Genomic DNA, 15,138 nt, shown 5'->3' on the forward strand with positions numbered 1-15,138 from the left:
GCATTGTCGGCACGGAGAACGGTGGCGTCCTCGTCAGCGTTTCAAGTACAACGTTGTAAGTAAACGTTGTAGTTGTATATAGTTCTCGACAAGCCAGCCAATGTCAATACGGCGATCACGGCCTCTACAACGATGTAACACGCGATAGGCACAGCAATGACAGCAACTACTTCCGGTGGGCAGCGCCGGTACCGCCCCGCGGGCCAGCTCGGCGGCCGCGGCCCGCTCCGCGGCCAGGCCAAGCGCAGGCTCACCATCATCGGCTTCCTGATACCCGCGCTGACGATCCTCGGGCTCTTCGTCTTCTGGCCGATGCTGTCCGCCCTCCGCCTGTCGTTCACAGACGCGAGCGGCTTCGGCCGCGAGGAGTACGTCGGCTTCGACAACTACCTCCGGGTGTTCACCGATCCCCAGATCCTGGGGGCGATGGGCAACACGGTCCTGTACACGGTGCTCTTCACGCCGATCGCCGTGGTGGTCGCCCTCTCCCTCGCGATGGCCCTCAACTCTCCGAGCCTTCCGCTGCGCGGGGCCTTCCGCACCTGGCTGTTCCTGCCCTTCATCGTCTCCCTCGCCGTCGCGGCATTCGCGTGGCAATACCTTCTCGACCCCCAGGTCGGGCTCATCAACTACTGGCTGCAGACCTTCGGCATCCGCATCGGCAACGTCCTGCAGGATCCGGTGCTCGCGATGCCCACCGTGGTGCTGGTCGCCGTCTGGAAGAACTTCGCGTTCTACATGATCGTGTTCCTGGCGGGACTTCAAGAGATTCCCGGAAGTCTCTACGAGGCCGCGAGCATTGACGGCGCCGGCCCCTGGTCGCGCTTCAGGAACGTGACGCTGCCGTTGCTCAACAACACGACCGGGTTCGTCCTTATCATCGCGACCATCGCGGCCCTGCAGGCCTTCGACCAGATCTACGTGCTGACCGGCGGCGGGCCCTACCGCAGCACGCAGACCGTGGTCATGCAGATCTACCAGTCCGGGTTCAAGGATCTGGAGCTTGGGTTCGCGTCGGCGCTCTCCTACGTCCTGCTGATCGCGACCCTCGTTCTCAGCCTCGTGCAGTTCGCCATCACGGCCCGCGGTGAGAAGGAGGTCGGCTGATGGCTGACGCACTCGCCCTGCGACGCCCGTCCTCGAGCCGTCGCGTCGGCCGCTGGCTGTTGTTCACCGGGATGCTCGTGGTCGCACTTCTCGTGCTGCTGCCGATCATCATCATCGTGTTCACGGCGTTCAAGCCCGTCGCTGAGGTCAACGCCTTCCCGCCGTCGCTGATCCCGGCGACCTGGACCCTCGACAACTTCGTGCGCATCTTCACCGAGCTGCCCTTCCTGCGACTGATCGCCAACAGCTTCGTCTTCGCGGGCGGAGTGACGCTCTGCGCGCTGGTGTTCGACTCGCTCGCGGCGTACGTGCTCGCCCGCGTCGACTTCCGTGGCAGCCGTGTGCTGCTGCTGATCATCGTGGCGAGCCTGATGATTCCCTTCCAGGCGACGCTCATCCCCATCTACCAGCTGATCTCCGACCTCGGCTGGGTGAACACGTTCTGGGGGCTCATCGTCCCGCGCGCAGCGGACGCCTTCGGCATCTTCTTCCTCCGACAGTTCTTCCTCTCCCTGCCCCGCGACCTCGACAACGCGGCGCGCATCGACGGGGCGTCCGAGTTCCGCATCTTCCGCAGCATCGTGCTGCCCAATGCCGTGCCGGCGCTGCTCACGCTCGGCATCTACATCTTCGTGAACAACTGGAACGACCTCCTCTGGCCGCTCGTGTTCACCACCGAGCAGCAGATGGGCACGATCACCTCCGGCCTCACCCTGCTCACCGGGCCCAACGGGATCATCCCCTACGGCGTGATGATGGCGGGCTCGCTCATCGCCCTCATCCCCCTCGCCGTCATGTTCCTGTTCGTGCAGCGGCGCTTCATCGAGAGCGTCGCCAGCACCGGGCTGAAGTAATCGAACCTTCCCACCGCACACGCGCTACCCAGAGAGACCTGACATGGCCACTGCACGACTGATCTTCGACACACGACTGCCCGTAGGCCGGGTGAACCGGCGCGTCTTCGGCTCGTTCGTCGAGCACCTGGGGCGCGCGGTGTACGACGGCATCTACGAGCCCGCCCACCCCACCGCCGACGCGCAGGGATTCCGGGAGGATGTGAAGGCGCTGGTCACAGAACTGGGCGTGAGTGCGATCCGATATCCGGGCGGCAACTTCGTTTCGGGGTTCCGCTGGGAGGACAGCGTGGGCCCGCGTGCGGATCGGCCGTCGCGCCTTGATCTCGCGTGGCACTCGACCGAGTCGAACCAGATCGGCCTGCACGAGTTCGCGGACTGGCTGGACACGACCGGCAACGAGCTGATGCTCGCGGTGAACCTCGGGACCAGGGGCACCGCCGAGGCGCTCGACCTCCTGGAGTACAGCAACCTGGCCTCGGGCACCGCCCTCGCCCAGCAGCGGGCCGACAACGGCCGCCCCTCCCCCTTCGGCGTGAGAATGTGGTGCCTGGGCAACGAGATGGACGGCCCGTGGCAGCTCGGCCATCGCTCGGCGGACGACTACGGCAAGCTCGCGTCGCAGACCGCGAAGGCGATGCGGATGTTCGACCCGACGCTCGAACTGGTCGTCTGCGGCTCGTCGAGCCGCCACATGCCGACCTTCGGGGAGTGGGAGCGAGTGGTCCTGACGCACACCTACGACGACGTCGACTACATCTCCTGCCACGCGTACTACGAGGAGAAGGACGGCGACATCGGGAGCTTCCTCGCGTCGGCTGTTGATATGGATGCCTTCATCGAGTCGGTGGTCGCGACCATCGACCACGTGAAGGCGGCCAAGGGCAGCGACCGCGTCGTGAACATCTCGTTCGACGAGTGGAACGTCTGGTACAACCAGCGCTTCGAGAGCGTCGACAAGATCCAGGGCGTCGACAACTGGCCGACCGCTCCGCGCCTGCTCGAAGACGCCTACTCGGTGGCCGATGCCGTCGTCGTGGGCAGCCTGCTCATCTCGCTGCTCAAGCGCGCCGACCGCGTCACCAGCGCGTCGCTCGCGCAGCTCGTCAACGTCATCGCCCCGATCATGACCGAGCCCGGCGGCATCGCCTGGCGCCAGACGACGTTCTTCCCCTTCGCCCTCACGTCGGCACTCGCCTCGGGCGAGGTCGTCACCACACGCCTCGAGTGCGGTACCTACGAGACCCGGCAGTACGGGGAGGTTCCGACGCTCGACGCCGTGACCACCTACGACGAGGCGACCGGGCGCACGAGCATCTTCGTCGTGAACCGGTCACAGTCCGAGTCGAGCCGGCTGGAGTTCGATCTCGACGCGCTCGGCCCGGTCTCGGGTGCCAGCGCGCAGACCCTCAGCGATACTGACATCTACGCGATGAACACGCTCGCCGATCCCGAGAGAGTGGCAGTCCGCCCGAATGAGTCACTGGTGGTCGAGGGCCACCGGTGCCGCATCGAGCTGCCCGCCGTGTCGTGGACGGTCATCACCATCGACAGCGCGCCGCCGACTACCGTGTGAGCCGAGGCCCGAAGTGGCGCGCGCCACGTTGGCGGTAGACGCGCGCCACAGCTCAGGACGGGACGCGCGCGCCCCGGCGGTTCGGCTCCTCGATCGGGCCGGCGTCGACGAAGGTGCGAGCACGGACCGCGCCGCCCTCGTCCACGAGCCAGAGCATCAGGCGGCCGGATGCCCCGCCCGACGGCGCCGCGACCCGCACCGTCACGGCCGGGCTGAGGGCGAAGGGCTGTGCGACGACGGCCTCCGTGACCGTGGTCGCGAGCAGGTCCCGCTCGCCGAAGCGCTCCCCCGCCGGGGCCCAGGCCGCGTGGACCCGTGCGGCGAGCGCAGCGGCCCCGTGGTGGGAGACGTGCACGTCGAGCTCGAGGGCGGCGTCGGGCATCCGGAGATCGGCGCCCGCGTGCCGCGGCACCAGGTCGACGACGATGACCGTCTCGGCGTTGGCGTCGGCGGGGTCGAGGCCGCCCCAGTCCTTGCGGCGGCGGGCGGCGTCGAACAGTCCGGCGGCCTCGTGCTCGACGTCGGCGAGCTCGGTGTAGACGTAGCCCGCGAACCGGTCGTGGCGCCGCAGCTCCTGCGTCTGCCAGCGCATGCTCCACGCGCGCTCGAGGCTCGTGAAGCCCGCGCCGTACTCGCTGTTGACGATCGGCACGCCGGTGCGGGGGAAGTCGGCGGAGCCGTAGAGGGACTTGTCCACGACGAAGTCGGGCCCGAGCTTGACCGGCCAGTCGTGCCGGGAGCCGTCGGCGAGGCCCTGCAGGTTCGCCGCCCAGGAGGCGGGGTCCTCGTCGTAGTAGTGCCAGTCGACGAGGTCGCTGCGCACGTGCGACCAGCCGGAGTTCTCCACGATCGGGCGGGTCCCGTCGATCGCGCGCAGCAGGTCGTAGGCGCGCGAGGCCGCGGCCGCCCGCGACGCGCTGCCCGGGATGTCCCAGTCGAGGCCCCACTCCTCGTTGTACAGCCCCCAGATGACGACGCTCGGGTGGTTGCCGTCACGCTCGACCATGGGGCCGATCTGCTCCTCGAACGCGGCCGCCGACGCCTCGCTGAACCGGCTCGTGCTCGCGGGCTCCGCCCAGACGAGCATGCCCATCCGGTCGGCGTGGTCGAAGAAGCGCGCCTCCTCGAACTTGAGGTGCTTGCGCACGAGATTGTAGCCGGCGTCGCGGGCGAGCTCGAGGTCCTTCAGGAGCGCGGCGTCGGTGGGCGCGGTCGGGCCGGAGTCCGGCCAGTAGCCCTGGTCGAGCACGCCGCGCAGGTAGAGCCGCTCGCCGTTCAGGTAGAGCTCCTCGCCGCGGGCCTCGATCGAGCGCAGGCCGGCCGTCGCGGTCAGCCGGTCGTCGGCGGCCGTCACGTCGAGCTCGTAGAGGTGCGGGTCGGCGGGAGACCAGAGGCGGGGGGATGCCGGCACGAGCGCCCCGGCGAAGGCGCCGTCGCCGTCCGCCACGAGGGTGACGGAGTCGCCGCCCGCGGCGAGCGTCACGGCCGCACCCGCGGGGGCGTCGCCGGCGAGCATCCCGCGCACCTCGAACGCCGTCAGCGAGTCGCCGCGCAGTTCGAGCGCCGACACCCAGGTGCGGCCGCGCGCCTCGAGCCACACGCTCTGCCAGATGCCGGAGGTGGGGGTGAACGAGACGCCGTCGTAGTCGTCGCGCGGGATGGAGCGCTGCTTGCCGTGCGCCAGCTCCCGCTTGTCGGCGGGGGCCTCGACCTCGACCACGAGCTCGACCGGGCGGCCGGTGAGGAACTCCGTGACGTCGAACTCGAACGACGTGTAGCCGCCCTCGTGGGTGCCGACGACCGCGCCGTCGATCGACACCGTCGCCCGGTGGTGCACGGCGCCGAAGCACAGGAACACGCGCGCGCCGCCCCAGTCGGGCACCTCGACCGTGCGGCGGTAGGCCGCGTGCTCAAGCCAGGTGCGCCCGACGCCGGAGGCCTCGGTCTCCCAGGCGAAGGGCACCGTGACGGGCTGCGTGCCCGCGGTGCTCTCGAGCTGCCACTGCCCGTTGAGGGTCAGCCAGCGCGACGAGCGGTCACGGTCCGGTCGGGGGTACTCGGCCTTGGGGACGACAGTGGACATGCGTGTGGTGCCTTTCGAGTGGTGGAAAGAGGGCTCAGCCCTTGACGCTTCCGGCGAGGATGCCGTTGATGAAGTGCTTCTGCAGCACGATGAAGATGACGAGCAGCGGGATGAGGGCGATCGACGAGGCGGCCAGCAGCTCGCCCGTGATCGTGGCGTAGTCGGTGCCGACGGTGTTGCCGGCGATGTTCTGCGCGAGCGTCGAGAGCATCACCTGCAGGGTCTGCATGCTGTCGCTCGTGGTCACGACCACGGGCCACACGAAGTCGTTGTAGATGTTCATGACCGTGAGCACCGCGAGGCCCGCGAGGCCCGGCCGGATGACCGGCAGCACGATGCGCCAGAAGATCCCGAACTCACCGGCCCCGTCGACGCGCGCCGCGTCGAGCAGCTCGTCGGGCACGGAGGAGATCACCTGCCGCATCCAGAAGATCGCGAACGCGAGGTTGAACGAGTCGGGCAGCACCAGCGCCTGGTACGTGTTGATCCAGTTGAACTCCTTCATCTCCAGCAGTAGCGGGATGATGAGCACGACGATCGGCAGCGTGAGGGTCACGAGCACCGTGCCGAACAGCACGTTCTTGAGCGGGAACTCGTACTTCGCGAAGGCGTAGCCCGCCAGCGGCGCGAGGAACAGGATCATCGACCCCTTGAGCACCAGCACGATGCCGGTGTTCAGGAAGCCCGTGGCGAGCGGGACATCCCCGAACATCGCCGTGAAATTGTCGAGGTTGAACGCCGTCGGGTCGAAGCCGAGGGGGTCGCGGATGATGTCGATCGCCGGCTTGAACGACGACACCACTGCCCACACCACCGGGCTCAGGAACAGCAGTGTGAGCACGACCATGAACGCCTGCGACCCGAGGACGTTCCGGATGCGCGAGCCGTGGCTCTCGTAGGTGACGGTCATCTCAGTCCTTCGCTCTCAGCAGCCGCACGAAGACGAGCGACAGCAGCATCACGACGATCACGAGCAGGAACGAGTTGGCCGCCCCCGTGCCGAGGTCGGCGCGCGTGATGTGGGTATAGAGGTAGAGCCCGGCCGTCGTCGTCGAGTTGTAGGGTCCGCCCTTGGTGACGACGAAGGGCTCCGTGAACATCTGGAACACCGCGAGGGTCTGCAGCACGACGAGGAACATGAGCGTGCGGCGGATGAGCGGCACGGTGATGCTCCAGAGCTGCCGGATGCGCGTGGCCCCGTCGAGGGCCGCGGCCTCGTAGACCGTGGCGTCGATCGACTGGAGCCCGGAGAGCAGGATGATGATCGCGAATCCCGTCGTCTTCCACAGGAACAGCAGCGCGACCGTCGGCTTCGCCCACTCACTCGTGGTGAGCCACCCGATGTCGGGGAGGCCCACGAGGTTCAGCACGTCGTTGACCGGGCCGTAGTTCTGGTCGAACGCCACGATCCAGATCTGCGCGATCGCGACGAGCGGGGTGACGAACGGCACGATGAACGCCGTGCGGTAGAAGCCGCGGAGCTTGAGCTTCGCGCTGTTGAGGAGCACGGCCGCGAGCAGCCCGATCACGACCTGGGCCGGGATGATGAGCAGCCACAGCACGCCGGAGTTCGCCAGCGACGACCAGAAGGCCGGGTTGGTGAGCAGGTACGCGTAGTTGTCGAGGCCCACCCACGTCGCGGAGCCGGTGCCCCGCCAGTCGGTGAAGCTCAGGCGGAGCGCGAACGCCAGCGGGTAGACGCTGAAGAGCGCGAAGATGAGGATGAACGGGGCGATGAAGAGGTAGGGCGCCCCACGGCGCCGCAGGGAGAACCTGCGGGGCCCTCCCTGCAGCGCTGTCATGGCGGGCTACTCCTACTGCCGGTCGACGAGGTTGGTCTGGATGTCCTTGGTGGACACCGAGATCACCTCCTCGGGCGTCATGGCTCCGTCGAGCATCTTCTGGACGTTGTTGCCGAGGTAGTCGACGGCGCCCGCCCACCACGTGGGCGTCGGCGTTCCGCCGGGGATCTGCGCGCCCGCCTCGACGGCGACCTTCCACAGGTCCTGGCCGCCGAGCGCGTCGACCGTGCCGAACAGCGGCTTGTCGGCATCCGCCGCGGGGCCGTAGCTCGGGATGGAGGTGTTCAGCCCGTCCGGGTACACCGAGTTCGGGCCGTAGACGGCGGAGTAGCCGTCCTTGTCGAACACCAGGAACTCGTAGAACAGCCAGGCGAGACCGGGCTCGGCGGCATCCTTCGGGATGATGAACGACGATCCGCCCATCGCACCCGAGCGCGGGCCGCCGTCGGACCAGGCGGGCAGCGGCATGGCGCGCCAGTCCCCCGTGGTCTCGGGCAGCAGCTGCTGCGGGGCGAAGGCGAACCACTGCGCCCACGGGTAGAAGACCTGCTGGCTGGCGTCCATGGTGGCGATGTCCGTCGGGTCGAGGTACTCGGCGCGCGTGCCGAGCCCCTCCTTCTGCACGGTGTCGAGGAACGTCAGGATCTGCTTGTACTCGGGCGAGTCGATGCGCAGCTCGCCCTTGTCGTCGCTGATGCTCGTGCCGAGCTGGCTCGCGTACATCTCCAGCTGCAGCTGGCCGAGGAACGGGCTCTGCTCGAGGTGGATGGGGCCGGCATCCGGCTTGAACGCCTTGTAGTCGCGCGCCGCCTGGAGCAGGTCGTCGTAGGTCGTGATCGACTCGGCGTCGATGCCCGCCGCCTCGAGGGCCGTGGCGTTGTAGAACAGCAGGCCGGGGTCGAGGTCCCACGGCACGCCGTAGATGCCGCCGTCGAGCGAGTTGACGTCCACCTTCTGCTGCGCGATGTCGGGAAGGTAGGGGCCGAGCACGTCGCTCAGGTCCCACAGGTAGTCGGCGTACCCGGGCACGAGCTGGTCGTCGAGGAAGACGCCGTCGGGCACGTCGGTGCCGGTGATGAGCGTGTTCTGCAGCTTGGCGCCGATGTCGACGGCCTGGTGGTTGACCTTGATGTCGGGGTACTTCTCGTTGAACTTCGCGATCACGGCGTCGAAGACCTCGAACAGGTCGCCCGAGCGGTCCCAGATCGTGATCTCGCCCTTCGGGTCGGTGGGGGCCTGCAGTGCGGAGCTGTCCGGCTCCTCGGTGCCGCCGATGGAGGGGCCGCAGGCCGTGAGGCCCAGGGCGACGACTGTCGCGATCCCGAGGGACCCGAGCCGGGTAACGCGGCGCATCGCCTTCTGCCGCGGGCTGTGCTGGTGCATGAACACTCCTTTGTGATGTGCGTTTGCCAACGTGTGCAAAACCATACTGCACCTTTGCCGACGTTGCAAACGCTATGCTCTTCTCGACCGGAAGGAGCCGCGCATGCCCGCCACACTGCGCGATGTCGCCGACCTTGCGCAAGTGTCCATCCGCACGGTGTCCAACGTCGTGAGCGGCTACGAGCATGTGAGCGAGCGGATGCGCGAGCGCGTCCTCCACGCCATCGAGCAGCTCGACTACCGCCCCAACCCGGTGGCGCGCACCCTCCGCACGGGCCGCACGGGCATGCTCGCCCTCGTCGTCCCGGAGATCGACGTCCCCTACTTCAGCGAGCTCGCACGGGACGTCATCACCGCCGCCGCCGGCTTCGGCTACCGGGTCATGATCGACCAGACCGGGCACGACCACGAGCGCGAGCGCGAGCTGCTCACCGGCGGCGACCGAACCATGCTGTTCGACGGCATCCTGTTCAGCCCGCTCGTCACCAAGGCCGAGCTGCTCGACATGAACAGCCGCACGAGCATGCCGCTCGTGCTGCTGGGCGAGCACGAGTTCGACGGCCGCTACGACCACGTCGCCATCGACAACGTCCGCGCCGCGCACGACGCCACGCGCCACCTCGTCGACCTGGGCCGCACCCGCATCGCCGCGATCGGCGCGCAGCCCCAGGAGAGCTACTCGACGCCGCAGCAGCGCACCGAGGGGTATGAGTCCGCACTGCGCGAGGCGGGCATCCCGATCGTCGCCGACTACCAGCGCCCCGCACCCCACTACCGCCGCGCGGACGGCTACGAGGCCGCGCGCGCCCTGCTCGCCCTCGACCCGCGCCCGGACGCGATCTTCTGCTACTCCGACCTGCTCGCGATGGGCGCCATGCGCGCGGTGTTCGACGCCGGCCTGAGCGTGCCCGAGGATGTCGCCATCATCGGCATCGACGACATCGAGGAGGGCCGCTACTCGCGCCCCACCCTCACGACCGTGTCGCTCGACACCCCGTTCATCGCCCACCACGCGGTCGCGCGCATCGTCGCGCGCATCGACGACCCCGACGTCGCGGCGGAGGAAGTGATCGCGCCGCACCAGGTGCTCGTGCGCGAGAGCACGGGCCGCTAGCGCGCTACGCCCCACCGGCCGCACGCCCGCCGGCCGCCCGCGCAACCGCGCCCATGCGGACCTTCCGGCACCATGCGGCCCCCGCGGCACGCGCATGGCGTCGAAAGGTCCGCATGCGTTGAGGGCCCAGCGCCGACGCGGAGAGGCGCCCCCGGATCGGGAACGCCTCTCGTGAACTAGGCGCCGATCACACCGGCACCTTCCACTGCTGCGGCCACAGGCCGTTGCAGTCCCAGATCTTCAGATCGGTGCCCGGAGTGAGCACCCCAGCCGGCAGGTCTAGGCAACGGCCGGAACCGGGGTTGAGGATGGACCCGTTCGCCTGCGGTATCCACTGCTGGCCCGCGCTGCCGTCGCAGGTCCACAGCTCGACCTTCGTGGAGTTGGCCGTGCCGGTGCCCGTACCGTCGAGGTCCATGCACTTCCCGAACGCCCGGAGCGTACCGTCCGCCGTGCGCGACCACTGCTGGCCCGGTACGCCCGAGCACGTCCAGATCTGGATGGCCCTGCCGTTGACGCCCGTGTTGGTGTCCACGTCGACGCACAGGCTGTTCGTGCCCGGACCGACGATCAGGCCCGTCGGCTGCCCGGGCAGGTTCCACACCTGCGCCGCGGAGCCGTTGCAGTCGTAGATCTGCAGGTCGGTCCCGTCGGTGGTCACGCCGCTCGGCAGGTCGAGGCACCGCCCAGACTGCGGATTGAGGAGGCTGCCGTTGGCCTGTGGACGCCACTGCTGGGCGCCCGCGTTGGGCAGGCAGTCCCAGAGCTGCACCGGGCTGAAGTTTGCCGTGCCGTTCGCGGTGATGTCGAGGCACTTCCCGAATGACCGGATCGTGCCGTCCGACGCGACCGACCAGCGCTGCCCGGTGGCGATTCCGCAGGTGTAGAGCTGCACCGCGCGACCGCTCACCGAGGTGTTCGTATCGACATCGACGCACTTGCTCGCCGGCCCCGTGATCTGCCCGGTCGGTCCGGGGAGGGTCCCGGTGCCGAACTTCAGCTCGCACAGGTTGCCCGTGCCGCGCCAGGTCGCCGCGAAGTAGACGAAGCTCGTGCCGTCCTCCCGGGGAATGGCGGGCGTCGAGTATCCGGGGCACGACGGAACGCCGCTTCCGTAGCCGCCCGTCGGGTTGACGGTCACCGGCGCCTCGAGCTCGGTCCACGCGCCGACGCCGAGGTTGGTGTTGGCGAACAGCACGGACCCGGATTCACCGAGCACCGTCTTGCTCCCCGTGGGACCGGAGACCACCCGCTGGCCCGAGAGCAGGATGGTGCCATTGGGGCCGCCCCCGGGCATCCACGAGACGAACGGGGTGTGCAGCAGCTCCCGCGAGTCGCTCGTCTGCACGAGTGTCCCCGCGGAGCCGAGCGTGCCCCAGTTCAGGCCGTCGTTGCTGAACTTGATGTACACCTCGCAGGCGTGGTCGGCGTTGGTTCCGTCGCGGCACAGCTCGTACGACATCACGAAAGTGCCGTTCGGCAGCTCCGCGAAGGTCTGCATCCCGGGCCGGGCGAGGTTGTCACTCGGGAACGCCACGTCCTGCGTCAGCGATCCGCTCCACGACGCGCCGCCGTTGGTCGAGGTGTAGTGGCCGATCACCTGGTTGTTGGTGGCACTGCCCGCCGGGCGCTCGTCGGAGATGAAGCACGCGAGGGTGTTGTCGTCGGCGACGAGGAACGAGGGCTCCCAGATCCCGTGGCCCCACGAGTTCGGCAAGCCCGACGTGGAGGTGCAGTTCGAGAGGTAGGTCCAGGTGGCCCCGTGGTCCGTGCTCTTGAAGACCTCGACCTTCTGGGTCGTGTAGTTGCCCACGCTCCAGGCCGTGCCCGCGGCGAGCAGGTCGCCCTGGTTGAGACCGGTGATGGTGCGGGGAACCTCGAACAGGGTCGGCGCCTCAATGTCCCAGCCGGCGGTGTTCGAGGTGATCGTCGAGAGCAGGCTCCAACTCGCGCCGCCGTCGGTGCTGCGGTACACGGGGAGGGAGCCGGGAGCGCCGTGCCCGGCCTTGGCGAAGGTCGCCAGCATGGTCTGCGCGGACGACCCGTCGTAGTCGACCCGGATCGCGCGGGGGTACCCGGCCGTGCCGTTGGGATAGGTGGTGAGGTTCGGCGAGTACAGGACCTGCCCGGCCTGCACCGCTGCCGCGGGCGGGACTGCCGTCGGCGCAAGGCCGATGAGCAGTCCGCCGACTACCGCCGCGAGGGCGATGAGAGTGACCTTCGTTCGATGGCGAAGGCGTGCGATTGACGTCATTATCAACTTTCTCCTCAGTCGAGCGCGCCAACGCAGCCCCACTCTGCCGCAGATTTGCACACGTTGCAATAGGAGTTCGCGAACGTGCTACGCCCGCTCCCGAGCGAGGGGCGCGTCCCGCCCGCAACCGCGCCCATGCGGACCTTCCGGCACCATGCGGCCCCCGCGGCACGCGCATGGTGTCAAAAGGTCCGCATGCGTTGAGGGGGCGCGTCCTCAGACCGCCCGCATGCTCTCCCCGGCGCGGGCGGCGAACCCCGCGGCGGTCCCCTCGATGGTCCGCTGCAGCGCGCCGACCGCCGCCGCGAGCGTGACGCCTGCGGGATGCGCGACGCTGATCGTGCGCGTGAGCGAGGGGTCCTCGAGCCGCACGGACCGCAGCTGCGGCCGGTCGATCAGGACCATGGCGGGCACGATCGCCACGCCCAGCCCGAGTTCCACGAATCGGAGCACGGCGTCCATCTGGGCACCCTCGAGCACGACGTGAGGGGCAAGGGCAGCAGTGCGGAACGCGGCATCCGTCGTGCTGCGCAGGTCGTAGCTCTCGGCGAACACGATCTGGGGAAGGGCCGCGACGTCGTCGAGCCGGACGGCCTCCCGGGTCGTGATCGGCGGCGCCGCGGCGGAGGACACCACCACGAGCTCCTCGACCAGCAGCGGCGTGACGGTGTGGCGCTGCGTCGACGCGGAGTCGGAGGTCGTGATCAGGGCGATGTCGAGCTCGCCAGCCTCGAGCTCGTCGAGGAGCTGCCGCGACCCCTGCTCCGAGAGGTGAAGCTCGACGTTGGGGTGGGCGGCATGGAACACGGCCAGCACCTCGGCGACGAGGCTGATGCACAGTGTGGGCGTCGCGCCGAGCCGCACCGCGCCGCGCTGCAGCCCCGCCAGTTCGGCGAGCTCCCGCCGGGCGGACTCTGCGTCGGCGAGCATCCGCCGCGCCAGGGGCAGGAGTGACTCGCCCGCCGCGGTGAGGCGGCTGCCTCCGCGGGCACGGAGGAACAGCTCCGCGCCGAGGTCGGCCTCGAGTGCCGCGATCTGTCGGCTCAGGGAGGGCTGCGCCAGGTGCAGCTGCTCGGCAGCGCGGGTGAAGTTGCCCAGTCGCGCGACCTCCACGAAGCTGCCGAGCTGTTCAAGGTTCATGCACAAAGCGTATCCAAGTGACTACTTATATGCATTGGAGATATCGGATGCTCGTGCCTACCGTTGAGGGATGACCACCGCAGAGCGCCAGATCTCCACCACAGTCCTCGTCATCGGCACCGGAGGCTCGGGCCTCCGCGCCGCCATCGAACTCGCCGAGGCGGGCGTCGACGTGCTCGCACTCGGCAAGCGCCCGAAGTCGGATGCCCACACCTCCCTCGCGGCGGGCGGCATCAACGCCGCGCTCGCCACGATGGACGAGGAGGACAGCTGGCAGCAGCACGCCGCTGACACCCTCAAAGAGAGTTACCTGCTCGCCAACCCGCACACCGTCGAGATCGTGACCTCGGGGGCGGCCCGGGGCATCGACGACCTCGAGCGCTACGGAATGCCGTTCGCCCGGGAGGAGGACGGCCGCATCTCGCAGCGCTTCTTCGGGGCGCACACCTACCGCCGCACCGCGTTCGCGGGCGACTACACGGGACTGGAGATCCAGCGCACGCTCATCAACCGGGCGGCTCAGCTGGAGGTGCCGATCCTCGACACCGTCTACGTCACGCGCATCCTCGTCAACGACGGCGGCGCCGTGTTCGGCGCCTACGGGTTCGACCAGGAGACCGGCACCCGCTACCTGATCCACGCGGACGCGGTGATCCTCGCCGCGGGCGGGCACAACCGCATCTGGCGGCGCACCTCGTCGCGCCGCGACGAGAACACGGGCGACTCGTTCCGCCTGGCCGTCGAGGCGGGCGGGCGACTGCGCGACCCCGAGCTCGTGCAGTTCCACCCGAGCGGGATCATCGAGCCGGAGAGCGCCGCCGGAACCCTCATCTCCGAGGCCGCGCGGGGCGAGGGGGGCATCCTGACCAACGCCCTCGGCGAGCGCTTCATGGCGCGCTACGACCCGGAGCGCATGGAGCTCTCGACCCGCGACCGCGTCGCCCTTGCCTGCTACACCGAGATCAAGGAGGGCCGCGGCACCCCGAACGGCGTCTGGCTGGATGTCTCGCACCTGCCCCGCGAGACGATCATGACCCGCCTGCCTCGCGTCTACCAGACCATGCTCGAGCTGCAGATGCTCGACATCACCACCTCCCCCATGGAGATCGCGCCCACCGCGCACTACTCGATGGGCGGAGTCTGGGTGCGCCCCGAGGACCACGGCACCGACGTTCCCGGGCTGTACGCCATCGGGGAGGCCTCCTCCGGCCTGCACGGCGCGAACCGGCTGGGCGGCAACTCGCTCATCGAGCTCCTGGTCTTCGGCCGGATCGTCGGCCAGGCCGCCGCCGCCTACTCGGCCGGGCTGCCCGCGCAGACCCGCTCCGCGGCCGCGGTCCAGGTCGCCCGGGCCGAGATCGACGACCTGCTCGCCAGCGACGGCACCGAGAACGTCCGCGCCCTGCAGCGGGCCATCCGGAACACCATGACCGAGCACGCCGGGGTCGTGCGCGACGAGGCCGGCCTTCTCGCCGGTCTCGCGGAGCTCGACGCCATCGAGGCGCGCATCCCCGACGTGGGCGTGCACCCCGATATCGCCGGCTACCAGGACCTCGCGCACGCCTTCGACCTGAAGTCGGCCGCCCTGGCCGCGAGAGCCACCCTCGAGGCGGCGCTCGAACGGCGCGAGACCCGGGGATGCCACAACCGCAGCGACTACCCCGACACCGACCCCGCCCTGCAGGTGAACCTGGTGTGGTCGCCCGCCGGGGTGGAGCGGGAGCCCATCCCGGCCATTCCCGAGGAGATCGCGGCGCTCATGCGCGACGAGGTGTCGGTCGCGGGCAAGCTCGTCGAGTAGGCGGGGTGCCTGTGCCGCCCGCCC

Annotated in this window: 11 protein-coding genes; 5 read left to right on the forward strand and 6 right to left on the reverse strand. The window is 69.1% G+C overall.

Annotation, left to right across the window (positions count from 1 at the left end):
* The first annotated feature begins 156 nt into the window (after positions 1-156).
* Genes AC1RTC_RS11240 through arfA form a run of 3 tightly spaced genes read left to right on the forward strand, consistent with a single transcriptional unit; the run spans position 157 to position 3,537 of the window.
* Positions 157-1,107, forward strand: a complete 951-nt coding sequence (locus AC1RTC_RS11240; protein ID WP_493155654.1) for a carbohydrate ABC transporter permease — start codon at positions 157-159, stop codon at positions 1,105-1,107.
* On the forward strand, positions 1,107-1,961 hold the full coding sequence (locus tag AC1RTC_RS11245; protein WP_493155656.1) for a carbohydrate ABC transporter permease: 855 nt from the start codon (positions 1,107-1,109) through the stop codon (positions 1,959-1,961). Before AC1RTC_RS11240 ends, AC1RTC_RS11245 begins: the two co-directional genes overlap by 1 nt.
* 43 nt (positions 1,962-2,004) lie before the next feature.
* Complete coding sequence (gene arfA, locus AC1RTC_RS11250; protein ID WP_493155658.1) at positions 2,005-3,537, forward strand: arabinosylfuranosidase ArfA; 1,533 nt, start codon at positions 2,005-2,007, stop codon at positions 3,535-3,537.
* A gap of 52 nt (positions 3,538-3,589) precedes the next feature.
* On the opposite strand, the gene AC1RTC_RS11255 is transcribed toward arfA, so the two are convergent.
* The 4 genes from AC1RTC_RS11255 to AC1RTC_RS11270 are packed head-to-tail and all read right to left on the reverse strand — an operon-like array spanning position 3,590 to position 8,805.
* Positions 3,590-5,620: a glycoside hydrolase family 2 protein gene (locus AC1RTC_RS11255; RefSeq protein ID WP_493155661.1), complete on the reverse strand. Its 2,031-nt coding sequence runs from the start codon at positions 5,618-5,620 to the stop codon at positions 3,590-3,592.
* A 34-nt stretch (positions 5,621-5,654) separates the two neighbouring features.
* The gene (locus AC1RTC_RS11260; protein ID WP_493155663.1) at positions 5,655-6,530 is read right to left on the reverse strand and encodes a carbohydrate ABC transporter permease; all 876 of its coding nucleotides are present in this window, start codon (positions 6,528-6,530) and stop codon (positions 5,655-5,657) included.
* A 1-nt stretch (position 6,531) separates the two neighbouring features.
* Positions 6,532-7,422, reverse strand: coding sequence for a carbohydrate ABC transporter permease (locus tag AC1RTC_RS11265; RefSeq protein ID WP_493155665.1), 891 nt, complete (start codon positions 7,420-7,422; stop codon positions 6,532-6,534).
* A gap of 12 nt (positions 7,423-7,434) precedes the next feature.
* The gene (locus AC1RTC_RS11270; protein WP_493155667.1) at positions 7,435-8,805 is read right to left on the reverse strand and encodes an ABC transporter substrate-binding protein; all 1,371 of its coding nucleotides are present in this window, start codon (positions 8,803-8,805) and stop codon (positions 7,435-7,437) included.
* A 103-nt stretch (positions 8,806-8,908) separates the two neighbouring features.
* Between AC1RTC_RS11270 and AC1RTC_RS11275 the strand changes: the two genes are divergently transcribed.
* Positions 8,909-9,919, forward strand: coding sequence for a LacI family DNA-binding transcriptional regulator (locus AC1RTC_RS11275; RefSeq protein ID WP_493155670.1), 1,011 nt, complete (start codon positions 8,909-8,911; stop codon positions 9,917-9,919).
* 187 nt (positions 9,920-10,106) lie between these two features.
* On the opposite strand, the gene AC1RTC_RS11280 is transcribed toward AC1RTC_RS11275, so the two are convergent.
* Together AC1RTC_RS11280 and AC1RTC_RS11285 are read right to left on the reverse strand one after the other, a co-directional pair.
* On the reverse strand, positions 10,107-12,173 hold the full coding sequence (locus AC1RTC_RS11280; RefSeq protein ID WP_493155673.1) for a ricin-type beta-trefoil lectin domain protein: 2,067 nt from the start codon (positions 12,171-12,173) through the stop codon (positions 10,107-10,109).
* A 216-nt stretch (positions 12,174-12,389) separates the two neighbouring features.
* A complete protein-coding gene (locus tag AC1RTC_RS11285) occupies positions 12,390-13,313 on the reverse strand; it encodes a LysR family transcriptional regulator (protein WP_493155676.1) in 924 nt (307 codons plus the stop codon).
* A 70-nt stretch (positions 13,314-13,383) separates the two neighbouring features.
* On the opposite strand from AC1RTC_RS11285, the gene AC1RTC_RS11290 reads away from it, so the two are divergent.
* Positions 13,384-15,114: an L-aspartate oxidase gene (locus AC1RTC_RS11290; RefSeq protein ID WP_493155678.1), complete on the forward strand. Its 1,731-nt coding sequence runs from the start codon at positions 13,384-13,386 to the stop codon at positions 15,112-15,114.
* Positions 15,115-15,138: the final 24 nt, after the last annotated feature.

This window comes from Rhodoglobus sp. GW821-FHT12B09, assembly GCF_058809925.1.